Raw genomic sequence first — 22,816 nt, forward strand, 5'->3', positions numbered from 1 at the left:
TCCAACTCACCTTTAGATATTTATCGTGAAAGACTTAATGAATAATTTATTAGGTATCATAAAATACAAGCGCTCACGTCCTGTTCTAAAATCATATGCAATCGATAACAGAGTTAGGTTAGGAAATAGATCTTCCCCTAATACTCTTTGTTGTCGTCTAAGGTGGATTGCAAGTTGACTTATCGTCGCGACAATGGCTATGACAATAAAAGCGATTAGATTGATAAAAACAGCCACATCTATCATTGGGAGGGAATAATAAGGAGCGTTAAATAAAAAATGAACACGAATAGCTTCAAAAAATGCAGCCATATACGCATATTGAAAACAACATTGAAGTGTAATCATAACGACAACGAGTTGGAGTACAATAATAATGCTTTAGATGACACCCTCCAAGAGGGTAAATACAAGCAAATAGCGAGTAAGCACTCAGAAATAAAGCTCAACCTAACAGAGAGTTTAAAAACACTTAGTTTGTCCATCAAAATGTAAGTCGTTATGTCATACAGATTTTCACTTTAACAGACGAAAACAATTCTGACGCGTAAAAAAAACGTAAAAAATTACGGGAATTAACTTTATATAGACGAAATTAATAACATTATACTTTTGAAATCCCCAATCAATTTAACTGGGGATGGCTAGTATCAATATGCTTAAATGGCTAAGGCTTGCTCAAGATCGGCAATCAAATCTTGAGGATCTTCGACGCCAATGCTCAATCTAATCAGGTTGTCATTCACCCCTGAAGCTAGCCGACTCGCGGCATCCATAGCAGCATGGGTGGTACTTGCTGGGTGACAGGCAAGACTCTCTAAGTCGCCTAAACTGACCGCTTGGGTAAACAAGTTCAAATGATCTAAAAACTGCGCCGCTCGATTAAAACCCCCTTCGAGCTCAATACTCACCATACCGCCAAAGGCGTTGATGGTTTCACTCAGAACTTGATGACCTTGATCATCTGCTAGCCCTGGGTAATAAACTTTTGCAACGCTCGGATGGGTTGCAAGAAAAGCGGCGACCTTAGCCGCGCCCGCAAGATGAGCATCCATTCTAAGTGCTAAGGTACGTAAGCCTCGCTGTAATAAATAGGCTTCCTGTGGCCCAATCGCAGCGCCGATATGTTTAAGCGCTATAGTGCGAATAGGTTGCATTAATGCCTTAGGTCCAGCGACAACACCTGCGATTAAATCGCCATGGCCACTTAAATACTTAGTGGCACTGTGCATCACAATATCAATGCCATGTTCCAGTGGTTTGAATAAATACGGGGTTAAAAACGTATTATCACAAATGGTTATAGCGCCCACTTTTTCGGCGGCACGCTTAACCTTACGGTAGTCACTGACTTTTAAGGTCGGATTGGTGATGGGCTCAAATAAAATAATTTTTGTTTCGGCGGTAATCTCTGCCAATAAATGATCATCGTCTTGATAACGGCGCACAGTAATACCCGCGCGGGTTAACGTTTGGATTAAAAATGCCGCAGTGCCACCGTATACGGGGTCGATAAATGCGATTTCATCACCTTGACTGGCTAAGGCATAGAAAATACTGCTGATTGCCGCCATCCCACTCGCAACAACGAGTGCTTCATCAGCCCCTTCCAGTTGTGCTAATTGATATTCAAGCGCCTGCACTGTCGGATTCGCCATACGACTGTAGATAAAGCCCGGTTGCTCACCTGCAAAACGGGCTCGACCATCCTCGGCACTACCGTAGGCGAAGGTGCTACTTTGATAGATAGGAGTTGTAAGAGCGCCCGTCGAGTTATCAGCGGCATAATGGGTGTGAAGTAATTTAGTTTTAAATTGCATAATAGATCCTAATAACCATTAAATGGCATGAGCGAATGAGGCGTAATGTGCTTGAGCAACGTCGGGATGAGAGCGTAAACGCCCTTTTAATACGTTCTGGCCCACTTGGTGGAAAAGTGGATTTAATGGATCGCTTGCCGGTCCTTGAGCTTGGTTCGCCAGATGCTTTGGCAAAGGTAACAAAGGGACTGTCGCATTCAACTGCGCCGCCATAAAAAAGGCGCACGAGTAGCGCTCGACCCCAGCAGGCGGGCTTGTCACCCTATGGTTGGTTGCCTTTAAATACCCATTAGAAGCCAACTCAAGTAATTCACCTATATTCACCACAAAGGCGTCTTCTAATGGCGGTATGCTTAACCAACCGTTGTCAGTCTGAACCTCTAAACCGGATTGCTTATCTTGCAGCACTAAGGTCAAATAGCCAGGATCTTTGTGTGCTCCTACGCCTTGGCCTGAAGTCTGTCCATCCGCGCTGGGATAGCGAATAAGCTTCATATGCTGATAAGGACCCGCTTCGATCGTGGCATCAAAGGCGCTTTCTGGCTGCTCTAGCGCAACAGCTAAAGCCCTCAATAGTGTGACACTGGTATCGCCTAAATCCTGTTGCCATGCCAATAAAGTCGATTTCATCTGTGGTAATTGTGACGGCCATTGATTAGGTCCCTGTAGCTGCCACCATATAGGTACATCAGACTGCTGAGGGTTAGCCACTTCTTCTTGCATGATATCAAACTGTTCCCGCAAGTCCGGTTTCCCTAAGGTCAATTCACCTTGCAAACGGGTATAACCGCGAAAATGCGGTGTATTCGCCATTTTCACCGCAAGTTTATCTACGACGGGCAGCGCAAAGAAATCTGCCGCTAACTGAAGTACTTGCTGCTGTCTAGCAAGCTCAATGCCGTGGCCTGTGAGATAGAAAAAACCTATTCTTCTGGCAGCATCGGCAAGCTTAGTAATAAAAGCGTTACGACGTTGTCCACCGGCATGCCAATCACTTAAATTCAATATCGGTAATTGTTCCATCAATGACTCCCATTTAATGCATTGTCTGAGCCGGATTCTATGCCTTTATGGGTCGATGGATAATGAATTAATAACTATTTGATATATTAAACGGTAATAATAGATCATTTGGATATATAGACATCTAGGCTTCTATACTGCTAGATTTGAATTTCAAAGGTTAAAACAACGCTAATTATTAGGCCAACTCAAACCGCCCACTCAGATAAACATCATAAGCCATACTGCTTAATGATATTTATCTGGTTACTTTTCAATGCATTAGTAAAATTAAGATATAAAAATAAAAGCGAGTCCACTTTTGCGGCACTCGCTTTTTAAGGTTTCGAAGTTTTAACGTTTCTAAGTCATGTCAGTTATAAACCTAGATGCTTCTACAAATGACATTATTGATCATGCCAAATTAGCACTTGGGCTGGCTCACCATTACTACGGGTGGCGCGGTACATACCTTCGGTATTAAATGGCGTAGCAATATTGCCACGCTGATCGACTGCAATCACACCACCCGAACCGCCAGCAGTGATAAGACGTTGATTAATAACTTCATCTGCTGCCTGAATGATAGATTTTTGCTGATATTTCACCTTAGCACAAATATCCCCCGCGACGAGGTAACGGATAAAGAATTCACCATGACCCGTTGCCGATACGGCACAAACACCGTTTTCAGCATAAGTGCCAGCACCGATGACAGGAGAGTCACCAATACGACCAAAGCGTTTTGCCGTCATACCACTGGTCGATGTACCTGCAGCTAAGTTACCCTTTTTATCTAAGGCGACAGCACCAACGGTACCAAATTTGTAATCGAGGTCCTTCATCTCAACATTAGCAACTTGTTCAGATTTAGCCGCAGCTTGCAGTTTTTGCCGTGCATCGAGTAATTGCTGATAACGCTCGTCAGTATCAAAATGATGATTTGGCACTAAAGTAAAACCTTGAGTCAGTGCAAATTCTTCTGCTCCTGCGCCCGAGAGCATCACGTGCTCAGATTTATTCATCACGGCCAAGGCTAAGTCAATTGGATTGGCAATATGACGCACTCCAGCGACAGCACCGGCATTCATCGTTTTGCCATCCATAATGGAGGCATCTAATTCATGTCCGCCGTCATAGGTGTAAACCGCGCCTATACCAGCATTAAACAGAGCACTATTTTCAAGGATATTAATTGCAGTTTGTACTGCCACTAAGCTGTCCCCCCCCTCCTCTAAGACTTTTGAGCCTTTATCGACCGCTTCCTTTAACTTATCTTTGTAGGCTTGGCGTTGTTCAGGGGTGAGATTAGCTTTAGAAATCGTCCCTGCGCCGCCGTGGATCGCAATGGCGAACGGTTTATCATTGGCAAAGGTGTTATGTGACATAAAAAGTAGGCCCGAAATAATTAAACTAAAGGTGGCTAATTTTGTTTTCATTCTTTACATCCCCTTAAAAAGTAGCGTCCTTTGTAACCATTTCATCGTGTAATTTCAATCATCTCCTTGCCTGTTGGTTTTATTCTGGCGACAATGATGCCAAATCACAGGGACTATAAAGTGCAGCCATTTTTGCAAATCACCTCACATTACATTCGTCTTTGCTTGTTTCTGAGTCTGATTTCAGTCACATCAGTCGCGGCAGCAGATGATTTTATCAAATTATCTGTTACAGGCGTGAATGAAGCGCTTCGAAGCAACATAGTTGCTCACTTAGGCGCTTTACCTGAATCTGAGGTGCAGCGCCGTGCCTTTTTGTTTAATGTCGATGACAATATCAGCACCGCCTTAGAATCCATGGGCTACTATCACGGTGAAGTAGAAGAAAAGCTGATTGAGCATGACAAGGGACCGTGGGAATTAAAACTTGAAATCAGCCCCGGCGAGCCAACCATTGTTCAGTGGGTCGATATTAATTTTAGTGGTGAAATGCTTGATGACCGAGCCTTCGATCAATGGCTCGCAAAGGTCAACATTAAACCCGGCGATGTGTTAAATCACGGTGTTTACAGCGACGTAAAATCGCAACTGGTCACCTTAGCCTTGGCACGAGGTTACTTCGATGGCGAATTTACTGAATCACAAATTAAAGTTAACCGCGATATTAATACCGCACAGGTAAGTTTGCATTTTGATTCAGGCAAACGTTACCGATTTGGCCAAGTCAGTTTCGATGGCCATAACTTAGAACCCGATATATTAGAGGATCTTATCCCCTTTAAAGAAGGTGCTTCATACTCAACTCGCCGTGTAAGCGCCTTGAATCGTCAGTTATTAGATACTGGTTATTTCGCCAATATCAAAGTGATCCCGCAAATCGATAACGTCGAAGATAACCATATTCCAATGCGAGTCGAATTAACACCTAAGGCAAGTCACGCAATTGAACTCGGTTTTGGTGGTGATATTGGCAAAACAGATCAAGCCTTTGATCCGAGGGTGCGCGTGACTTGGCGTACACCACAAATCAATAAATACGGGCATTCCCAAGAAACCAGTCTCGAATGGTCGCCCGATAGACCAAAGTTATTAACCACTTATACGATTCCGCTCACGCATCCCTTAGACGATCAATTGAAGATCCGCCTCGGTTTGCTGCGGGACAAATACGGTGTGACTCAGGTATATGATGCCGAGAATCGTGATTTTAGTAACACAGGCCAGCTCGAGTCGACTAAGTACCTTCTGGGACTATTACGTCAGCAAAGACTAGAAAATCAATGGCTAATGAGTTATTCGTTGGAGGCCATACGCGAAGAATATACTCAGTCTGACGTCGATTATATGCCGTCGTTTTATCTGGCAGGAATTAACTTTTCTCGGACTAGCCGGGGTGATAACTCACTGGATCCTAAATCCGGGTTTAGACAAATTTACAGCCTAGACTATGCCGATCCCTATTTAGGATCAGAAACCCGCCTAGCCCGCTTGCAAGCTAAATTTAAATGGATTGATACCTTCTTCGATAACCACAGAATCGTCGCTCGTATTGATTTAGCTGCCAACTTAGCTAACGAGAATGATCTTGCCTCTATCCCACCATCACTACGCTATTTTGCCGGTGGCGATCAGAGTGTCCGAGGTTATGGTTATCAAGAACTCGGCCCCTATTTAGACTATGTTGCTGACGATGGAAAAACCAATCGCGAGGTTATCGGTGGCCGCTATTTAATGGTTGGTAGTTTGGAATATCAATATTATGTGACACCCACTTGGCGGGTCGGCACATTTATCGATGCGGGTAACGCCTTCGATAATAATCAATTTGAACCTGTCGTCTCTGTCGGTGGCGGTATCCATTGGATCTCCCCGATTGGTCCAATCAAATTAGATTTAGGGGTCGGATTGAAAGAAACTGAGACCATTGAAAGATCATGGCGAATTCACCTAACCATGGGGACAGATCTATGAGCCAGCCCCCAGAGCATAATAAGCCAAGCGAACAAGATATCGTTGATAATCCCATCATTGAAGCCAATGAAGCCGAAGCCACTGAAACCATAGTGACCTCTGTCACCCCATCGGTGTCATTCATTCAAAGACTGTGGCGGCAGTTCAAACTCTGGACTCGGATTATTATCTATGTGCCATTAGGGCTTTTAGTGTTAATCGCCCTATTACTCGGCACTGAATTTGGCTCGCGCATTACCGTGGGTTTAGCCGATCAATTTGTACCCGATCTTGAACTGACTTATACCTCTGGTTCCATTAACAAAGACTTAGCCCTATCACACGCGGCTTGGTCTATGGCCGGAATGAACGTGCAACTTGAGGATCTGCATTTACTGTGGCAACCCGCCTGTTTACTGCAAAAACGCTTATGCGTGAATAGCTTATCTGCGGCTAAAGTCAATGTCACTATTGATACCCTAGCGCTTTCTGCAGACTCAAACGAAGCACCTGTCGCACCACTTGATGAAGAACCCAGCGAGCTCCTATTACCCTTTGATATTGTTTTAGATTCTGCTGAACTCAATGGCGTTAATATCCAAGTGGATGATATGCAATTTACCGCTAATCGTCTTAACGCAGAAGCACAATGGTTTACCGAAGGTTTGTCGGTTAAACAGCTATCCAGCGAAGGATTATTCGTACTGATCCCTGCATCAACCGATGTAGCAACGCAAACTAGCACGGCAGCGGTAACGAATGCAGCAGATCCCAGCACTGCCGCGGGAACAACACCGACACCATCGGCCAGTCCGTCGCTAACAAAAGAGGCTGAATGGGCTTTAGCACAATTGCCACAAGTATTTATGCCTTTCCCTGTGACAGTCAATGCCCTAACGTTAGACAACACCACACTGCAAATCGGCGATCGTAAAGATGTTTTTGGCCATGCAGAACTACAAGGCAGTTTCCGTGAATACCAATTGACCTTAGACCATCTTGCCATCAGCCACACCGATGGCAGCGTCGATATCACTGGCAGCCTAACACTTGATAAAGATTATCCACTCGATTTAGAGGCAAATCTCACCCTTAACCAACTAGTCGAATTGCCAGATCTCACTCATCAAGTATTAACGTTAAAGCTGAGCCAAAGTTTAGGGCAACTTCAGGTGAATGCCGTCGCCAAGGGCGATGCCGACTTTACACTAGATGGCCAAATAACACTGCAAGACCCTAACCTGCCCTACAAGGTGAAACTTGAACAAACACGGCTTCAGTGGCCACTGAAGAACCCTGAATACTCGGTAAGCAATGCCACACTCGATAGCCAAGGCGACCTTAATCGGCAAGAGGCGAGTCTTACTGGCCAACTGATCACACCCTTTCACAAAGTGCTCGACATAGACACTGACATCCAACATCAAGATGCTAAGTTAACCATCAATAATCTTGATGTAATGGGCGCGATTGGTAAGGTCAAGCTCACGGGCGAACTCGATTATCAAAAAGCCATTAGCTGGAACGCCAATCTCTGGATCAATGACGTCAAATTACAAGAAATACAGCTGCCACAAACGGATACAGCGCAAAGTACAACGGGTTTACCGGACAGTTTGATTTCAGGAAAATTACGCACTAAAGGCTCATTTGCAGACCCCCGTTGGCAAGTATCCCTGAGCGATACTGAGCTCACTGGCACTTTGCAAGGTTATCCCTTCGACATTACAGGGGATATCAGTGTGAATGACTCCCTGTATATCAGTGCTAAAGGGCTGAACGCCAAAGTACTAGGTTCAACTCTGGCACTCAAAGGCGAAGCCAATGCCAACTGGGATCTCCAAGGTGAATTACAAGTGCCCGACTTTGGCCTGTGGTTACCTAAGGCCAGCGGCCAACTACAGGCGCAGATCAATGTCACTGGTGACGAGAAACACCCCCAGGTCGAGCTTACTGCGCAGCTGGCAGAACTTTACTATCAAAACATTAAACTGCAGGAATCTAATTTAAAGGCCTATTACAAGCCGCTAGATCAACATGAGTTTGCTATCTCGCTAAAATCAAAAACCTTGCAGATTGCAGAACAAAATTTAGATACAGTGACACTCGGGGCGAAAGGTACCATTAACGCTCAAAAACTCACTCTCAACGCCACGGGCGATCTTGGGCTCGATGCAACGATGAGCAGCCAATACGATGTGAAGAAGTCACGACTACAGCTCGATGTTGATCGTTTAAATCTCAACACGCCCGTAGGCCTATGGCAGCTCGATAACACCATTAATCTGGCTTGGGACCAAATCAAGAATCAAGGCAGCATTACGCCCTTTTGCCTCATGAATCCCAATAGCCGTATCTGCCTAAACAGTAATACACCAATAGGTAAAAAAGGCAGCGCACAGGTGAGCTACTCAGGTAATCCAGGGCAATTACTTATCCCAATATTACCAACGAATATGCGTTGGAACGGCCCTGCATCGCTATTAGCCAATGTTGCATGGGCTGCTGGCCGTAAGCCTACTGCCGATGTGAACTTTGATTTTGCTCCCGGCAGCATTATGCTCAAACGGGATAAAAATCGTGAAGTCACCATTAATTACCAAAACCTGTCATTAAAAGCGACCTTAGATGCAAAACGGCTGGCGACGGTTTTAGATTTTGAATCAGAAGGCGTGGCCAGTTGGCAGAGTGAGATTAACGTCAATGTCACACCCGATCGCACCCTGTCAGGTTATGCCAACATCAAGCAAATCAACTTGCAGCCACTTGGGGAGTTTTTCCCTCAATTAAATACAGTGCAAGGTTTGCTAACGAGTCAACTTAACTTTGCGGGTAGTCTAGATGCGCCCGAAGTATCGGGGAGCATGGCCTTAACTGAGGGCGCCTTAGCCCTAACAGCAAACCCAACATTAATCGACAAAATTGACATGTCGATGTCATTTGCGGGTCAACAAGCGCAGCTTAAGGGACGCTGGATGATGGGCAATGGTTTAGGCAGAGTGAATGGTCAACTGCAATGGCCCCAAGGTCAATTTAGTGGCGAGTTAGCCCTCGAAGGCGATAAGCTCGCCGTGATCCAACCGCCACTGGCTATTCTCGATGTCTCCCCCGAGATCAACTTAACCTTCAACAGTAAGCAACTGGCAGTAAAAGGAAAAATAGCAGTACCTTCTGGCAACATTAAAATTGTGCCATTAGCGGAAGGCGGTGTCGCAGCCTCCGAAGACGTGGTATTTGACGACTCCATTGCCGCCACTCAGCCTAAAACTAGCCCCTACGCCATCGTTGCAGATCTGAATATCAGTGTGGGGAACGAACTCAGAATTGATGGTATGGGCCTCAAAGGTAAACTCCAAGGGACCTTAAAGCTACAGCAGCAAGCTTTCCGTCCTCCTTTGCTCTTCGGTAATATCAAAGTCAATCAAGGTAGCTACAAGTTTATGGGCCAAACCCTAAAAATCCGTACTGGTGAAGTGCAATTTGTGGGGCCAACGTCATTACCAAACCTGAATATTGAAGCGATACGGGAAATTAAGACTGAAGACTTAGTGGCAGGTGTACGCGTCACAGGCACGCCATCACGCCCAGTGGTGACCTTATTCTCCAATCCAGCCAAAGAGCAAGCCGAAATCTTGTCTTACATTATCAAAGGCAGTGGCTTTAACAGCGCCAACAATGAGCAAAATAACTCGCTGATGATGGGCGCGGCACTCGGTTTAGGCTCACAGGTGGGCGGCGGCGCAATTAACAACCTAGGGAATACTGCGACAGGACTCATTGAAGAATTTGGTTTCTCTAACGTGCAACTCGACACTAATGATGAAGGGCGTGTGGCGATCAGTGGCTTTATCGGCGATAACTTAATGGTGAAATACGGAGTAGGTGTATTTAACCCTGGTTACGAAATGACAGTCAGGTATTACTTGCTCTCACAACTCTATCTAGAAACCGTGTCAGGCACTTTAGGCCAATCACTTGATATCTATTACAACTTCAATATCAAGTAACCATATGAATACCAAGATATTGATACTAAAAAATGAGCATCCAATCACTCTAGCCAAACAATCTCAAAATACGCGTTACAGTATGTTGAGGTTGTTTGGGTAAAGCCTAAGTGTCTACCCATAAATACAAACAACTAAAAATCAGCCACAAAAAAAGCGCCCTTAGGCGCTTTTTGCTTCAGTTACGGCAATTAAGCGTAAACGAAGTCAACGTGTTCAATGATTGGCTTGAACACGTGGCGTTGCATAGCTTGTGCACGAACACCCACTTCTTTGCCATCAACAACGATAGTCAGAGTAGAAGTGTAGAAGTCAGCATTAGCTTGAATGTTAATGATATCTTTGTGATCAAAAACAATAGAAACTGGCTCTTTGCCTTGGCCATAAATAACAGCAGGTACTTTACCAGCATGGCGTAGGCGGCGGCTCGAACCTTTCCCTATTTCAGTGCGGGTTTGTGCTTGGATAGTGTAAGACATGTGTTTCTCACTTAAATTTAGAGTAAAAAGTTGCCGGCATTTTCGACCAATGACGGCTCATATAAAGCGCGCGAATACTAACATAGATACCTAAGGCGCACAAGAATACCGCAAGCCCTCTATTTATCGGTGTCAGCGTTAGCAAAACAGACCACTATTTATCAAATTGAGGAACTTGTATCTTGGCTGTTACGGCAGAGAAAAGGCTTTGATCTCAAACAAAAAACACGAGATCTAGATCACACAGGGAAATTGAGAAGCCTGTTAAGCTCGGGCAAATTTCGATAACTGCTGTGTCAAAAAATGCGTCATGCGCTATACCAGTTACAACAAGAAAATAGACTTTCATGCCAACTGGCCCGTGAACTCGTCTCTCTTATCGAAACCGTTCCTTATCAGCAAAATACCCTCGAATTAAAATTCTTAGAATTGCTTGCCTGCACCCAACAAAAAAACCGCAGCTTGATCTTACTTATGCAAATTATTGAGTCCGTCGATATTGAGTCGCAGAGGCAAAGACAATATCAATTTTCACAACGTCTCAGCCTATTGATCTGTGATTGGCAACAACATAGAGAAATGAACAAACTCAATCAACAATTTATCCCGCTGCTCAGACATTACTTGATCGAATCGCAAGCTTTGGAACAAGATTTTTATCAGCAGATCCAACAACAGATCATTGCTACCAGTGCCTTACCGGACCACAATCGACGTGCACAAAACCAGAATTAGGATAATAACCCACACCACCGAGTTTCAGGGATAAAGCCGCTTCTCTGAGGGTTTTTAGTTTAACGCTAGGGATCGCTATGTCCATCGCCATGCCGCGCATGTGATAACTCTTCTTAGCAACTCCGCCACTGTGGCTCACGAGCATGGCATTGGTTTTGGGTGAACGGTAACCGGAAATCACATGGATTTCATCGTTGGTATTCAAGGTTGTTTTGAGCGAGTGGAGTAAATCAAATAAGCGCTTATCCATAGGCGCTGCCACATTCTGACGATGATCCCGCAGCAAATGATTAAAATTGTCTAACACCTTGCTCTGATAATGACCATCTACCCAGTAACTACCGTCATCGCGCTCGCCAGTATGACGATTAAACAAACTTAACTCGCGGATCCCTTTGGTTGAACGGCTGGCAACCGCTTTTGAGGGAATAAAGGAACATAATGCCACACCACTAAGGCCTAACAATAACTGCCTACGGGCAGGACATATTAAAGTCACATGATCACCTTTTGTATGCTTTTTGGTCACTAGTAAGGCAAATTATACTGAATAAGCCCTAAGATCAAGTTTTGCCAACCCCATTCTGAGTAGGATTTCAAAATGCCAAGCGAGTTCAGATGCTTATCTTGCTCAACTTTACAGCACAAAAACGTTAATGTTGTTCCAAAACCGTGGCAGGCACAGCATTCGTCAGCTCAAGTTCCAAATCATAAATGTCGCGACGGTATTGATCCTGCCCACTATCGTCTAACCATGCAGTCCAGTAAACCAGATGCACGGGCAGCTTTTCGGAAAGTGAAAACCACTGAGGTTCAGTAATACCAGGGGCTAACTTGTCCCATAAACGTTTGTCTTTCACTAAATGTTCTTTAAACCACTGGGCTAATTCAGTGGCTTTTTCAATACGAATACAGCCAGATGATAGTGCCCTATAGTCCTTTTTAAAGAGACTTGGCTCAGAAGTTCCATGTAAATAGACACTGAAACTGTTATCAAAGTGAAACTTATATTTACCTAATGCATTCTTCGCCCCAGGGCGTTGTACAAGCTGATAGGGAAACGAAGCGCTGGCTAAGGTCTGCCATTCCTCTGGCATGCGTTGCACCCGTTGACCGTTATAATCGTATACATCAAATTGACGTTCATTAAGATAATGACCATTTCGCTGAATTTGCGGCAGAATGTCCCGCCGTAAAATGCTGCTAGGCACTCGCCAACTAGGGTTAAGCACCACGCTAGAAATCTGACTGTCCAAAATCGGTGTTTGCCGAGAAGATTTACCCACAATGACCTTGGAACTTAACACTGGCGTACCATTATCGACCAACGTCATCTCAAAAGCGGGCACATTAATCAGCAAATAACTCGGCTCTAATTTACGTTCAAACACTCTTTGTCGAATAGTGTTTTTAGCTAATAGTACCGCCCTCGCCCTTGGCGATTGGTTCACCCAAAATAAGGTCTGCTTACCTATCACCCCGTCCTGTTTTAACCCATGCTTTTGCTGAAAGCGCTTAATGCCAATCATAAGTTCTTCGGTATAAACTTGATTCACTCTAGGCTCAGTGGCTAAGTCTCCCAATATCCACACACGCTTTGCTATGGTATCAACGATCTGATGACTCATTCCTAAGGTTAGCTTTTCATCTAGCACTAAAGTTTCCCATGGTTCAATTGTGTCCAATTGCACTAAATGGGCGATTTGCTTAAGCACCCTTTGATATTGGGGATCCTCTGGAATAACGGATGAAACCGTCTCTGGGGCTCCAGCGTTGTTACATTCTGCGGATGTCATCACATAATGCCAGTAACCGGTAACATCAGCTTGGATTCGTACTAAATCAGCAGTAGATAAGGTATTAGGAGAAAGTGTTAAGTCACGATAATGCTGGCCAAATACTGGATTAACGCCTGCGAGATCCAATAGCAACACCTGTGGCACTAAGGCCGCAAGCGGCAGCACAGCAGTAAGATCTTCAGCTTTACCCTCAAGATTTGGCTGCGCAGCAATACTCGAATTTGATGTTAAGGATTGAGCGCCATCAGCTGCACCTACCTTTGGCACTAAAATTATTGGAATACAGAAAAAAAGGCTGAGTAATAGTTGCGCTAGATTACGCCTCGTCGGCATCGGGTTAATCTGCAATGCTTTCAAGTTCGCGATGTGGAACTCCTGCTCTATCAATTTGAGTTCTCTCACGTTTAGCGTTACACGCATGGATGGGGGCAAATAGCGAATGATCTTTTTCAATATCATAAATACTCCCTTAGCTATTTTTAAGGTCACCTGAGAGCCAGCGGTTATATCAGTCAACAACACTGTTATATGACTATTCCATGGAGATCAATTAATTACTAGAGGTTAACTCCAGATAATGAAAAGAAAAATGCCACTGAGGTCGTCAGTGGCATTGATATCAAACAAACTCGCATAAATATGCTGAGCAAGTGCTCGTTAGCAAAAAGACACGAGATCTTCTTCGACAAATTGCTCTGGTAATTTCTGTAGGCTACGTAACATCAAAGGATTTGCCAACACCATCGCCATTTCTTGACGATTGAGTAAAGCTAATGCGCTCTGTTGACAACGAGCTTCATGCACCTTCACATGCACTATGGCTTCCATCGCTTCAATTGGTGTACCCGCAGCACGCAAAGGCTGTTTATCCACCATGGCTAAATGCAATTCCATCAACGCAGGGTCTTTAAGTACCTGTGCTAACGTCCAAGGCTCAGCAATGTGTCTTTGGTAAGCGGCGCGCGCTTCTTGCGCTTGCAGACAAATTTGCGCAGGGTTACGTTCTTCTGGTGTTGCAAGAATACCGGCACGCTTGAACACTTCGCCAATTTTGACTGAACCTGTCCATGCCGAAATTGGCACAGCAATCCACAGACCGATCAACGCCGGACTCATCCAAGCTAACAAAGTCAAAGAATCCAAAATTGCCGCATAACCTAACATCACACCTGCCAGCATATGCCAGCGGTGACGATAGATTAACGTCATCCAAGGCATACTACCGTCATCACGACGTTGCGGCGACCAACCACTGTCACGCCCCATCAGAATTGACATCACAGCACCACAATGGATAAACATCATGATAGGTGCAATCAGCGCTGAAAGTATGACCTCAAAGATCACACTGAATATCGCTTTAATTCGACCACCAACACTGCGAGCAAACTCACCGTCTTTAAGCAGCAACAAGACACCAAATACTTTAGGGCCAAACAAAACCCCCATAGTAATATAGAACAATCTTAATGCCCTATCCGAGTCCATGATGGGCCAAGTCGGGAACAGTGAAAATTGATCGGTGAAATATTCAGGTCGAATAAAGTGTGCCTGCAGGGCCAACATCAAACCGGTCAAAATCAACATCAACCAGAAAGGAGATGACAAATAAGCCATGATACCCGTCAGTAAATGTAAACGGCTTACCCAGTGCAAACCTTTAGTCGGCAAAATACGCGAATGCTGCAAGTTACCTTGGCACCAGCGACGATCACGCACGGCTAAGTCGATAATCGACGGTGGACATTCTTCGTATGAACCCGGTAAGTCATAAGCAATAACCACACTCCAGCCCGCACGGCGGATCAGCGCAGCTTCAACAAAGTCATGGCTCATGATATGACCACCAAAAGGTGGCTTACCCTTAAGGTTGGGTAATCCAGCCGCGGTCATAAAGGCTTCGGTGCGGATAATGGCGTTGTGGCCCCAGAAGTTACCTTCTTTTTGTACCCACCAGCCTAAACCGGTACCAATTACGGGACCATAAATGCGCGCTGCAAATTGCTGTAAACGGGCCATTAAAGTGGTGCCATTGATCAACGACGGAATCGTTTGGATCAAACCCGCATCAGGATCGGCCTGCATGCGCTGAGCTAAGCCAGTGATGGTTGAAGACTCCATCAAACTGTCGGCATCAAGCACTAACAAGTGATCATAACGCGACCCCCAACGACGGCAAAAATCGGCTACGTTACCCGCTTTACGGGCGACGTTTTTACGACGGCGACGGTAATACACCCGCGAATGCTTATGGGTTTCTTGACGTAACACCAGAAACGCCTGCTCTTCGAGCAAAGCAATATCGGGATCGGTAGTATCACTTAAGATAAACCAATCAAAAGCATGACCATGACCCGTTTGCGACAAGGTTTCAGCCATCACTGAAACCGCCGAGAATACCCTATCAGGAGATTCGTTATAGGTCGGCATCAAAATCGCGGTTCGCGTATGCAGTTCAGTCACTTGCAAATCTTTTGCCCGCGGTTTTCGCAGTAAAATTAAAAAACCTGCAATACCGCTACAAAACGCCAAAGCAATCCAGCAAAAGTTAACCGCAAACAGCACTAGCACTAAATATTCCAGAGGAGTAATTCCGCCAATGCTAAATACCGCCCCCATTTCATAGATAGCAAACAAAGATAATAATAAAGCCCCACCCACCACAAACACACGACGGTAGGTACGCGAGCGTACCCCATCAGCCACAGTGCTACGGCGAGGGAATCCCTCTGGCATCTTACTTAAATTTTGGGGTTCCATAGCACCAGGCCGTTCATTTGGCATAGCACTACCACCCACGAGGACTTCCGTCTCGAGTACCGAGTTATCGGATACAGTCATATCATGTTGCTCCGTCATGAACCTTACAGCGTCCAGCGATAGAGCCAGGTTTCAACCTGACGAGGAGTTGGGAACTTAAGTTCAGCGCGCAGTTCGATAAGATCTTTATCTTCTGGCTCTAATTCAAAAGCTAAGCGATAGCCATTTTTAGCGGCATTACGGGCAATCACCACGTTCGTGACCACACCACCAGAAGCTTCAACTTTAGCGACTGGCATTTCATCTGTCATCGGACCTTCAACTTGATAGTCGACCACAAATAAACGTCTTGGAGTTGCCTTAGCAATATCGGCACGACCACTGGCAGAGCGAGAAATATGTACAGCACCGACTTTCGCAGCAGGTTCTTCACCCCAACTCATGCGATAGGCAAAATGAAATTCACCACCAGCAGGAATAGGCTGACGTGGTTTCCAATAACTAACAATGTTGTCATGAATTTCAGACTCGGTCGGAATTTCAGTCAACACCACTGAACCTTGCCCCCAATTACCCACAGGCTCAATCCATAGGCTTGGGCGACGTTCGTAATGGGCTTCTAGATCTTGATATGACGCATAGTCACGCTCACGTTGGATCAGACCAAATCCCTGAGGCGAGTTGTCAGAAAACGCACTGACTTGTAACTGACGTGGATTAGCCAATGGGCGCCATAAATGCTCACCACGACCATTTAACATCAATAAACCATCAGAATCATGTACTTCAGGTCTAAAATCATCGGTGTCGTGACGACCATTGAGTGAATGTAAGAACATGCTAGTGCTTGGTGCTAAACCGACTTTGCTCAGCTCAACACGAGGAAACAGTGTCGCTTCTACATCAATCAAGGTGTTATCACCGGGACGGACAGAGAAAGTATAGGCACCTGCTACGCTTGGGCTATCTAACAAGGCATGCACAACAATCAAGTTGCTGTCATTGTGTGGACGCTCAACCCAGAAGGCGCGAAATATCGGGAATTCTTCCCCTTCAGCATCAGCCGTTTTTAACGCCAAACCACGGGAAGATAAGCCATAGGCGTTACCTTTACCTAAAGCGCGGAAATAACTCGCACCTTGGAATACCATAAGCTCGTCAAATACACCATTCGTATTCAATTGGTTATGAATACGAAATCCTGAGTAGCCAATGTCATCATTCGGCAGCGCTTGAGTAATCACTTCACCCGCAGTGAAATATTTAGGCTCATAAGCTAAGTGCGTTGCATTCTGACCTTCTACAATCGCAATCTCGATCAGATCTTGAAAATAGAAACCACGGTGGAACATTTGCATTTGAAATGGCACGCCCTGATCACGCCAAATAGACGCAGTCGGGTTAAAACGAATATCTCTGTACTCATCGTATGATAGTTTAGCAAGGCCAGCTGGCAAAGGATCTTTGAGGGTCACATAAGGTTTCGCTGCCAAACGTTTTGCAATCTTCACGACAGTTTCGCTATCAAAAGCGCCTGTCTTAGTGAATCTGATTTGATTTTTTGTACTGGGCTGAGAAATCACTTTCGGTGGAGTAACCACAGGAACTGCCTCGGCGGGTTTTGTCTCTTCAGCGTACGCGACACCAGACAGGGCGACTACAGCGCCTAGCGTCAGTGAACATATGAGTGACGAATAAGGTTTGGACGATGGGCAACGCAACAAGCTAACCATAGATAGGTAACCTAAAAAATAAACTAAGAAATCAATGTTTTTTATGTATACAGTGAATTTTTTTCACTCTGATTTAGGGATGAAAAAAAACAGTTGCTTACATATCGCGAAAGATATCAGAAGGAGAAAAAAACTCATAAATAAAGATGCAGTTAACCCCTTCTACACAATACTATTTGAGAATAAGCTTATACCAAAAATGAATATTAAAATAACATTATCATGCTTATTTCTGTTTTCAAAGTTACAAAAACAAATTAAGTGATCCAAATGCTACATTATTGAAAGTAAAATGAGCCTTTTTACGCCTCAACTAAGTGTTGATGATCTTAGATGAAATATCACAATAAGCGAATCAATCCGTTGGTAAGCCTAAGGATTAACACTAAGACAGCAGGAAAATTCAAAATTTTACCCGCTTAAATGTATCAAAACAACTGAGCTGATGTCACTGAAACTGCGGATCTATTTTAACATTTCATTGCCTGAACTATTTTGGCAAAAAAAGTGTCACAGATAATCCACCTTGATCCCTAGGCGCAATCACTAAACGACCTTGGTGCAATTCTATGATGTGATAGCAGATAGACAAACCTAATCCCGCGCCTATGCCTTCATTTTCATTCACACGATAAAAACGTTCTGTCGCATTGGCAATCTGCGGCTCTGTCATGCCTTGGCCTCGATCCGCGACACAAATACAGATTTCATCATCCAAAGCATGGGCCGACACTGAAATTTCCGATTCCTGTGGGCTGTATTTACAGGCATTTTCGATAATATTCTTCAGTACAAGTAGCAAATAAAAACGATCACAGGTCACCGTTAGATTGGATGCGATATCGATATTCCATTCATAATCTGTGATTTGTGGCATTAATTGATTAAGCGCATCTTCGACCATAGGCAAAATAGCGTGGGATGACACATTAAGCTCATTAATCGAGTCCACCCTTGCTAATACGAGTAATTGTTCAACGGTATGACTCATGTGCACTACGCCAGCATCTATCGCAGCTAAATGGAATTTCTGCTGCGGATCATCATCAATCAGACTCTCTAAGCCATGTTGATGTAATTTAATCACAGATAATGGCGTTTTAAGCTCATGGGCCGCATCGGCGCTAAAACGACGCTCACGGGCAATAAATCGCGCGATACTATTGATATATAAGTTCAATGCGCGCCGAACAGGGACTAATTCTTTAGGCAATGACATAGTCAACGGGGTCAAATCGTTGGGCGCCCGTCCAATTAATTCTCTTTCAAAGGTTTTTAATGGCCGAAACAAGAGATAAAACAAGAAGCTAACAATAATTAATGTTAAAGGCACTACCATCAAGGGCACGATAACGGCATTATGCATGATTTGCGATACAAGCTCTTGGCGTACTTCATCCTGTTGAGCTGTGACAATCCAAACATGATTTTTAACCGAAAAAAAACTGAACACATGCCAGAGTTCTCCTTCGAACACTTTCTTATGATAGCCCTGTACGAATCGACTGATAGGTTGATGACCAATATTATCCGATAAAACTAAGGCTTCCCCCGCCTCACTCCAAATTTGAAACGCCAATTTATGCTCATAGGCCAGTTTCAGCGCATCGGCCTTTTCGGCAAAGGAACTGATTTGGCTATCGGGAACGTGGAGCACTTGGGGTATGACGAGATCCTGAGCTGTTGCATTGGGCTCAGTATGATAGAACAACTCCAACATTTTAGCGGTTTGGAGCATTTGCGCATCGAAGAGTTCTTCGATTTGATGCTTAGAATCCCGAGTACTCAACCAGCTAGACACAGCGACGGATACTGAAATACCTGACAAAATTAATAATGTCAGTACCAAACGCAGTGAATACACATCTAGCCCCTTTAATCGAATCACTTCTTTTTCCTAACGACTATGCTTCAAGTCATCACTGCATTATCAGTACCCACAAAAGTGGAGCTTGTCACTTAACTCTTCAAATTAATTTATTTCAATCAAGGTATAGCCTATTCCACGCACGGTTTTGATTAATTCATTGGCAAGTTTTTTGCGCAGATGGTGGATATGCACTTCTATTGAATTACTGCCGACTTCATCCCAGCCATAGGTTAACTGTTCTAACTGGCTGCGGGTCAATACACGCCCTGCCGACTGAGCGAGTTCGAGCAGTAATTGAAATTCACGCCGTGAAAGCAGCACATTTTGATCGCGAAAGGTCACTTCACGGGTATTTAAATCAATGCAAAGCGCACCAATAATCAAACTATTGTGATCGAGCCCATACTGACGTCTGACGATGGCACGAATGCGCGCGGCTAGTTCACGCACATCAAAAGGTTTACCGAGATAATCATCGGCGCCCATGTCTAAACATTCGAGCTTAGTGTCAAAATCCGTATTAGCGGTCAGAACTATTGTGGGAATTGACACTCCCTGCTGGCGCCAAGCTTTAAGTAACTCTTTACCATTACCGTCAGGCAATCCCAGATCGAGCACTATGGCACTGAAGCTTTCATTTTTAACCCCCAGCAAAGCTTGCTGATAACTATTAAGGTGATCAACTTGCATGCCAAGCTTTGCCAAACTTAAGCAAATCCCTTGGGCTAATAACTCATTGTCTTCAACCAACATAATACGCATTCAATGTCCTTAACTGAGCCCTAACGGAAAATACTGAACTTAACATCTTGTTGCTGTAAAAAATCTTCCGCGTATCGCCCCTGCAGCATAGCCATAGTGGCGAGCATACCTGCAGTCACGCAGTTTGGCCCTAACACAGTCACAGAGCGCGGCGCATGGATAACGGGATAGCCAGTGCGTGGGTCGACAATATGGCCGTAACGCTTTCCATCGACTTCAAAAAAGCGCCGCGTATCGCCACTGGTCGCTAATGCACCCTGACTAATCGCTAGTACACTCGCAGCGTGATCGAGGTGTCGTGGGTCTTCAATTCCCACTTGCCATGGCGTCACTTTGGACACGGGACAAGCGATATCACCGCCAAAATTCACTAACACTGGAATGTCTGGATAACATTCGGCTAACTCATAGGCGACTCTGTCGACCGCATATTCTTTTGCGATACCACCAAAATCCAATTTCATTCCTGTTGGCATCTCAATATGGCGCGAATCAAACTCGATACGCTCAAACCCCACTAAGGCTTTCGCGGCAAGTATGCGACCATGTTCGGGCAATTGGGCTTTGGGATCAAAGCGCCACAGTTCCATTAACGGCCCAGCAGAAATATCAAAGAGTCCATCACTGAGCTGAAAACATTGTTTAGCAAAAGCTAATAACTGCCAGGTTTCTTCATCGATAAGCTGCTTATGACCATTGGCATGGTTTAATTGCCACAGACAATTCTGCGCGATAAAGCGACTGTACTTATGTTCGATACGCAGCGCCTCAGTGACTGCCATGTCCAACATATCGTCTGCAATATCAAGTTGATCGCACCCAATGAGTATTTCACAGGGACTCGCCATGGCCCTAAATTCACCCACATAACCCCAATCACGGCGCTGCAACGAATAAGGTGCGGTCTTTAGGGATGATGTCGACATCATAAATCACCTCTTCACATGGCATCCCACTGGGATTGCGATTGAATAAGTTCAGGGGTAAATTGAGTATGGGTAGCTAAGCTACCCATACAGTTTAACGCCTTGCTATCTGAGCCAGTAGCATTATTTCGTATTAAAAAGAATAACTAAACTGTGCTGTAATTGCCTTCTGAGTCGGAAATAGATCGAAGTTTTGCAGCTCTCCAGGAATCGTAGCGCCGTTATTTTTCGGATCCTGTTGGTAATACTCTAAGCGATACGACATTTCATGACCGCCCGATAATCTATGGCCAAATTTAATACCTATCGTATAAGCCGACATATCACCGATACGATAATCGGCACTGGCAAACTCTGGCAGTGGCGTATCAGCCATCAAGAAAGGTTGATAGAAGTTAGCCGCAGTTTGTTGGTAATAGCGCAGATGTAATTGACCATATAAATTGCCGGTAAAGTAATACCTATAATGGGTTTCTAAGGTATGTGATGTGAGGTCCCAGTCATCGGTATTATAACGATAGGAAAAATCCACCACACCCGCATCTAATGCGCCTTTGGTCATCACGTAAAAACTGTGTTTCAAGCGCGAATCGGGGCGGCTCTCATACAATAAATCCTGAGTAATGCCGTTGTTATCCACCACACTGAGCACCTTGTAGGGATCCGTTAAATAGCCATTCACACTCGACAAGCCGTAATTGGCCTGCAACAACCAGCGCTGACTAAGCACTTGGGTGATACCTAACATCACATCCGCGGTCTGCTTATTATCACTGCCACCTTGACGGGTCGCATCGAATGCGCTGCGATAAGCTTCCTCACTAGTGAAGTTATCGCGAATGACCATCGAAGATAAATCCACCGGACGACCGCCAACGGGGTCAACCACATCGAAACTATAAGCCGTACCTAAAAATAAAGTGGTGTTGTCTTTATTAAACCCTCGCTCAATTCCGGCATTGATGCCCATTGACATATAATCAAACTCTTTCGAGCCATATGCGCCAACATTGAGTTTCCAATCTGGTGTTAGCACTTCACTCCAACCGACATTGGCTTGTACGCGAGTATCGTGAAAGGTGTCATCTAACGGCGTTTCCCCCGCTGAAACATGATATTGACCATTACCAGATGGTCGAGTAAACGTTTGGCTAGAACTTTGGGCCACGGCGCCCGATGCTGAAGGCCCCGTTAGACTATCAACCACGAGTTTGAGATCCAGCACACTGTCATCGCCAAAGGCTTTTTGCGCTGTGCCTATAGCTTCGATGGCTTGTACTCTATCTTGCTCACCGTAATACATTAACGCAGCATCGATCTTCCAGTCGTCAGCTTTTTTAGATAATTCAGTCGCATGGCCACTTGTTGCAAACAGTCCACAACTGGCTAATGCGAGAGCACCCGCTATCTGCTTCGATTGTCTTGTATTTATTGGGTTCTTTTTTTGGGTCATAGCTGACAACACCTGTAGGTCACTTCAATCTATTCAATACCGCGGGATTTCGCCCCAGATTTTAGAACATCTGCTCGTCAG

Annotated in this window: 16 protein-coding genes; 3 read left to right on the top strand and 13 right to left on the bottom strand. The window is 44.8% G+C overall.

Annotated elements, in window-relative coordinates; genetic code table 11:
- Positions 1-12 precede the first annotated feature (12 nt).
- The 4 genes from L5L77_RS22800 to L5L77_RS12150 all read right to left on the bottom strand — a co-directional run bounded on the left by L5L77_RS22800 (position 13) and on the right by L5L77_RS12150 (position 4,261).
- A complete protein-coding gene (locus L5L77_RS22800) occupies positions 13-378 on the bottom strand; it encodes a DUF4118 domain-containing protein (RefSeq protein ID WP_411569233.1) in 366 nt (121 codons plus the stop codon).
- Between the two features lie 281 nt (positions 379-659).
- Entirely contained in the window at positions 660-1,820 is a 1,161-nt protein-coding gene (locus tag L5L77_RS12140) for a trans-sulfuration enzyme family protein (protein ID WP_263138312.1), read from the bottom strand.
- Positions 1,821-1,838: 18 nt separating this feature from the next.
- Positions 1,839-2,843 carry an isopenicillin N synthase family dioxygenase gene (locus tag L5L77_RS12145; RefSeq protein ID WP_263138310.1) on the bottom strand — a complete coding sequence of 335 codons (1,005 nt, stop codon included), beginning with the start codon at positions 2,841-2,843 and terminating at the stop codon, positions 1,839-1,841.
- A 386-nt stretch (positions 2,844-3,229) separates the two neighbouring features.
- Positions 3,230-4,261, bottom strand: coding sequence for an isoaspartyl peptidase/L-asparaginase family protein (locus L5L77_RS12150; RefSeq protein ID WP_263222806.1), 1,032 nt, complete (start codon positions 4,259-4,261; stop codon positions 3,230-3,232).
- 120 nt (positions 4,262-4,381) lie between these two features.
- Between L5L77_RS12150 and L5L77_RS12155 the strand changes: the two genes are divergently transcribed.
- Both L5L77_RS12155 and L5L77_RS12160 read left to right on the top strand, forming a co-directional pair.
- Positions 4,382-6,232, top strand: a complete 1,851-nt coding sequence (locus L5L77_RS12155) for an autotransporter assembly complex protein TamA (RefSeq protein ID WP_028760161.1) — start codon at positions 4,382-4,384, stop codon at positions 6,230-6,232.
- On the top strand, positions 6,229-10,218 hold the full coding sequence (locus L5L77_RS12160; protein ID WP_263185151.1) for a translocation/assembly module TamB domain-containing protein: 3,990 nt from the start codon (positions 6,229-6,231) through the stop codon (positions 10,216-10,218). Before L5L77_RS12155 ends, L5L77_RS12160 begins: the two co-directional genes overlap by 4 nt.
- Before the next feature lie 191 nt (positions 10,219-10,409).
- Here L5L77_RS12160 and rplY read toward each other — a convergent pair whose 3' ends face one another.
- Positions 10,410-10,697, bottom strand: coding sequence for a 50S ribosomal protein L25 (gene rplY / locus L5L77_RS12165; protein ID WP_028760163.1), 288 nt, complete (start codon positions 10,695-10,697; stop codon positions 10,410-10,412).
- A 303-nt stretch (positions 10,698-11,000) separates the two neighbouring features.
- Here rplY and L5L77_RS12170 point away from each other — a divergent pair, with 303 nt between their 5' ends.
- Positions 11,001-11,432: a hypothetical protein gene (locus L5L77_RS12170; protein WP_028760164.1), complete on the top strand. Its 432-nt coding sequence runs from the start codon at positions 11,001-11,003 to the stop codon at positions 11,430-11,432.
- Here L5L77_RS12170 and L5L77_RS12175 read toward each other — a convergent pair.
- The 8 genes from L5L77_RS12175 to L5L77_RS12210 all read right to left on the bottom strand — a co-directional run bounded on the left by L5L77_RS12175 (position 11,383) and on the right by L5L77_RS12210 (position 22,735).
- Entirely contained in the window at positions 11,383-11,931 is a 549-nt protein-coding gene (locus L5L77_RS12175; RefSeq protein ID WP_028760165.1) for a DUF882 domain-containing protein, read from the bottom strand. The two genes, L5L77_RS12170 and L5L77_RS12175, sit on opposite strands and share 50 nt — an antisense overlap.
- Positions 11,932-12,085: 154 nt before the next feature.
- A complete protein-coding gene (locus L5L77_RS12180; RefSeq protein ID WP_411569234.1) occupies positions 12,086-13,564 on the bottom strand; it encodes a L,D-transpeptidase family protein in 1,479 nt (492 codons plus the stop codon).
- Between the two features lie 324 nt (positions 13,565-13,888).
- Positions 13,889-16,072: a glucans biosynthesis glucosyltransferase MdoH gene (gene mdoH, locus L5L77_RS12185; RefSeq protein ID WP_105252289.1), complete on the bottom strand. Its 2,184-nt coding sequence runs from the start codon at positions 16,070-16,072 to the stop codon at positions 13,889-13,891.
- 23 nt (positions 16,073-16,095) lie between these two features.
- Entirely contained in the window at positions 16,096-17,724 is a 1,629-nt protein-coding gene (locus tag L5L77_RS12190; protein ID WP_049821716.1) for a glucan biosynthesis protein G, read from the bottom strand.
- 490 nt (positions 17,725-18,214) lie between these two features.
- Positions 18,215-19,612 (bottom strand): ATP-binding protein, encoded by a 1,398-nt coding sequence (locus L5L77_RS12195; RefSeq protein WP_173245233.1) that lies wholly within the window; start codon positions 19,610-19,612, stop codon positions 18,215-18,217.
- Positions 19,613-19,696: 84 nt separating this feature from the next.
- A complete protein-coding gene (locus L5L77_RS12200) occupies positions 19,697-20,356 on the bottom strand; it encodes a response regulator transcription factor (protein WP_028760171.1) in 660 nt (219 codons plus the stop codon).
- Positions 20,357-20,376: 20 nt separating this feature from the next.
- A complete protein-coding gene (locus L5L77_RS12205) occupies positions 20,377-21,285 on the bottom strand; it encodes an FAD:protein FMN transferase (RefSeq protein WP_263185153.1) in 909 nt (302 codons plus the stop codon).
- A gap of 130 nt (positions 21,286-21,415) precedes the next feature.
- Positions 21,416-22,735, bottom strand: a complete 1,320-nt coding sequence (locus L5L77_RS12210) for a DUF3570 domain-containing protein (protein WP_263185154.1) — start codon at positions 22,733-22,735, stop codon at positions 21,416-21,418.
- Positions 22,736-22,816 lie beyond the last annotated feature (81 nt).

It is taken from the genome of Shewanella sp. SM29 (assembly GCF_025654245.1).
In the GTDB taxonomy this organism is placed as follows: domain Bacteria; phylum Pseudomonadota; class Gammaproteobacteria; order Enterobacterales; family Shewanellaceae; genus Shewanella; species Shewanella oncorhynchi.

Coding starts and splice junctions, on each gene's coding strand:
- L5L77_RS12140 (WP_263138312.1), bottom strand. CDS start 1,820: ATGCAATTTAAAACTAAATTACTTCACACCCATTATGCCGCTGATAAC.
- L5L77_RS12145 (WP_263138310.1), bottom strand. CDS start 2,843: ATGGAACAATTACCGATATTGAATTTAAGTGATTGGCATGCCGGTGGA.
- L5L77_RS12150 (WP_263222806.1), bottom strand. CDS start 4,261: ATGAAAACAAAATTAGCCACCTTTAGTTTAATTATTTCGGGCCTACTT.
- L5L77_RS12160 (WP_263185151.1), top strand. CDS start 6,229: ATGAGCCAGCCCCCAGAGCATAATAAGCCAAGCGAACAAGATATCGTT.
- rplY (WP_028760163.1), bottom strand. CDS start 10,697: ATGTCTTACACTATCCAAGCACAAACCCGCACTGAAATAGGGAAAGGT.
- L5L77_RS12170 (WP_028760164.1), top strand. CDS start 11,001: ATGCGTCATGCGCTATACCAGTTACAACAAGAAAATAGACTTTCATGC.
- L5L77_RS12180 (WP_411569234.1), bottom strand. CDS start 13,564: ATGCCGACGAGGCGTAATCTAGCGCAACTATTACTCAGCCTTTTTTTC.
- mdoH (WP_105252289.1), bottom strand. CDS start 16,072: ATGACTGTATCCGATAACTCGGTACTCGAGACGGAAGTCCTCGTGGGT.
- L5L77_RS12190 (WP_049821716.1), bottom strand. CDS start 17,724: ATGGTTAGCTTGTTGCGTTGCCCATCGTCCAAACCTTATTCGTCACTC.
- L5L77_RS12200 (WP_028760171.1), bottom strand. CDS start 20,356: ATGCGTATTATGTTGGTTGAAGACAATGAGTTATTAGCCCAAGGGATT.
- L5L77_RS12205 (WP_263185153.1), bottom strand. CDS start 21,285: ATGATGTCGACATCATCCCTAAAGACCGCACCTTATTCGTTGCAGCGC.
- L5L77_RS12210 (WP_263185154.1), bottom strand. CDS start 22,735: ATGACCCAAAAAAAGAACCCAATAAATACAAGACAATCGAAGCAGATA.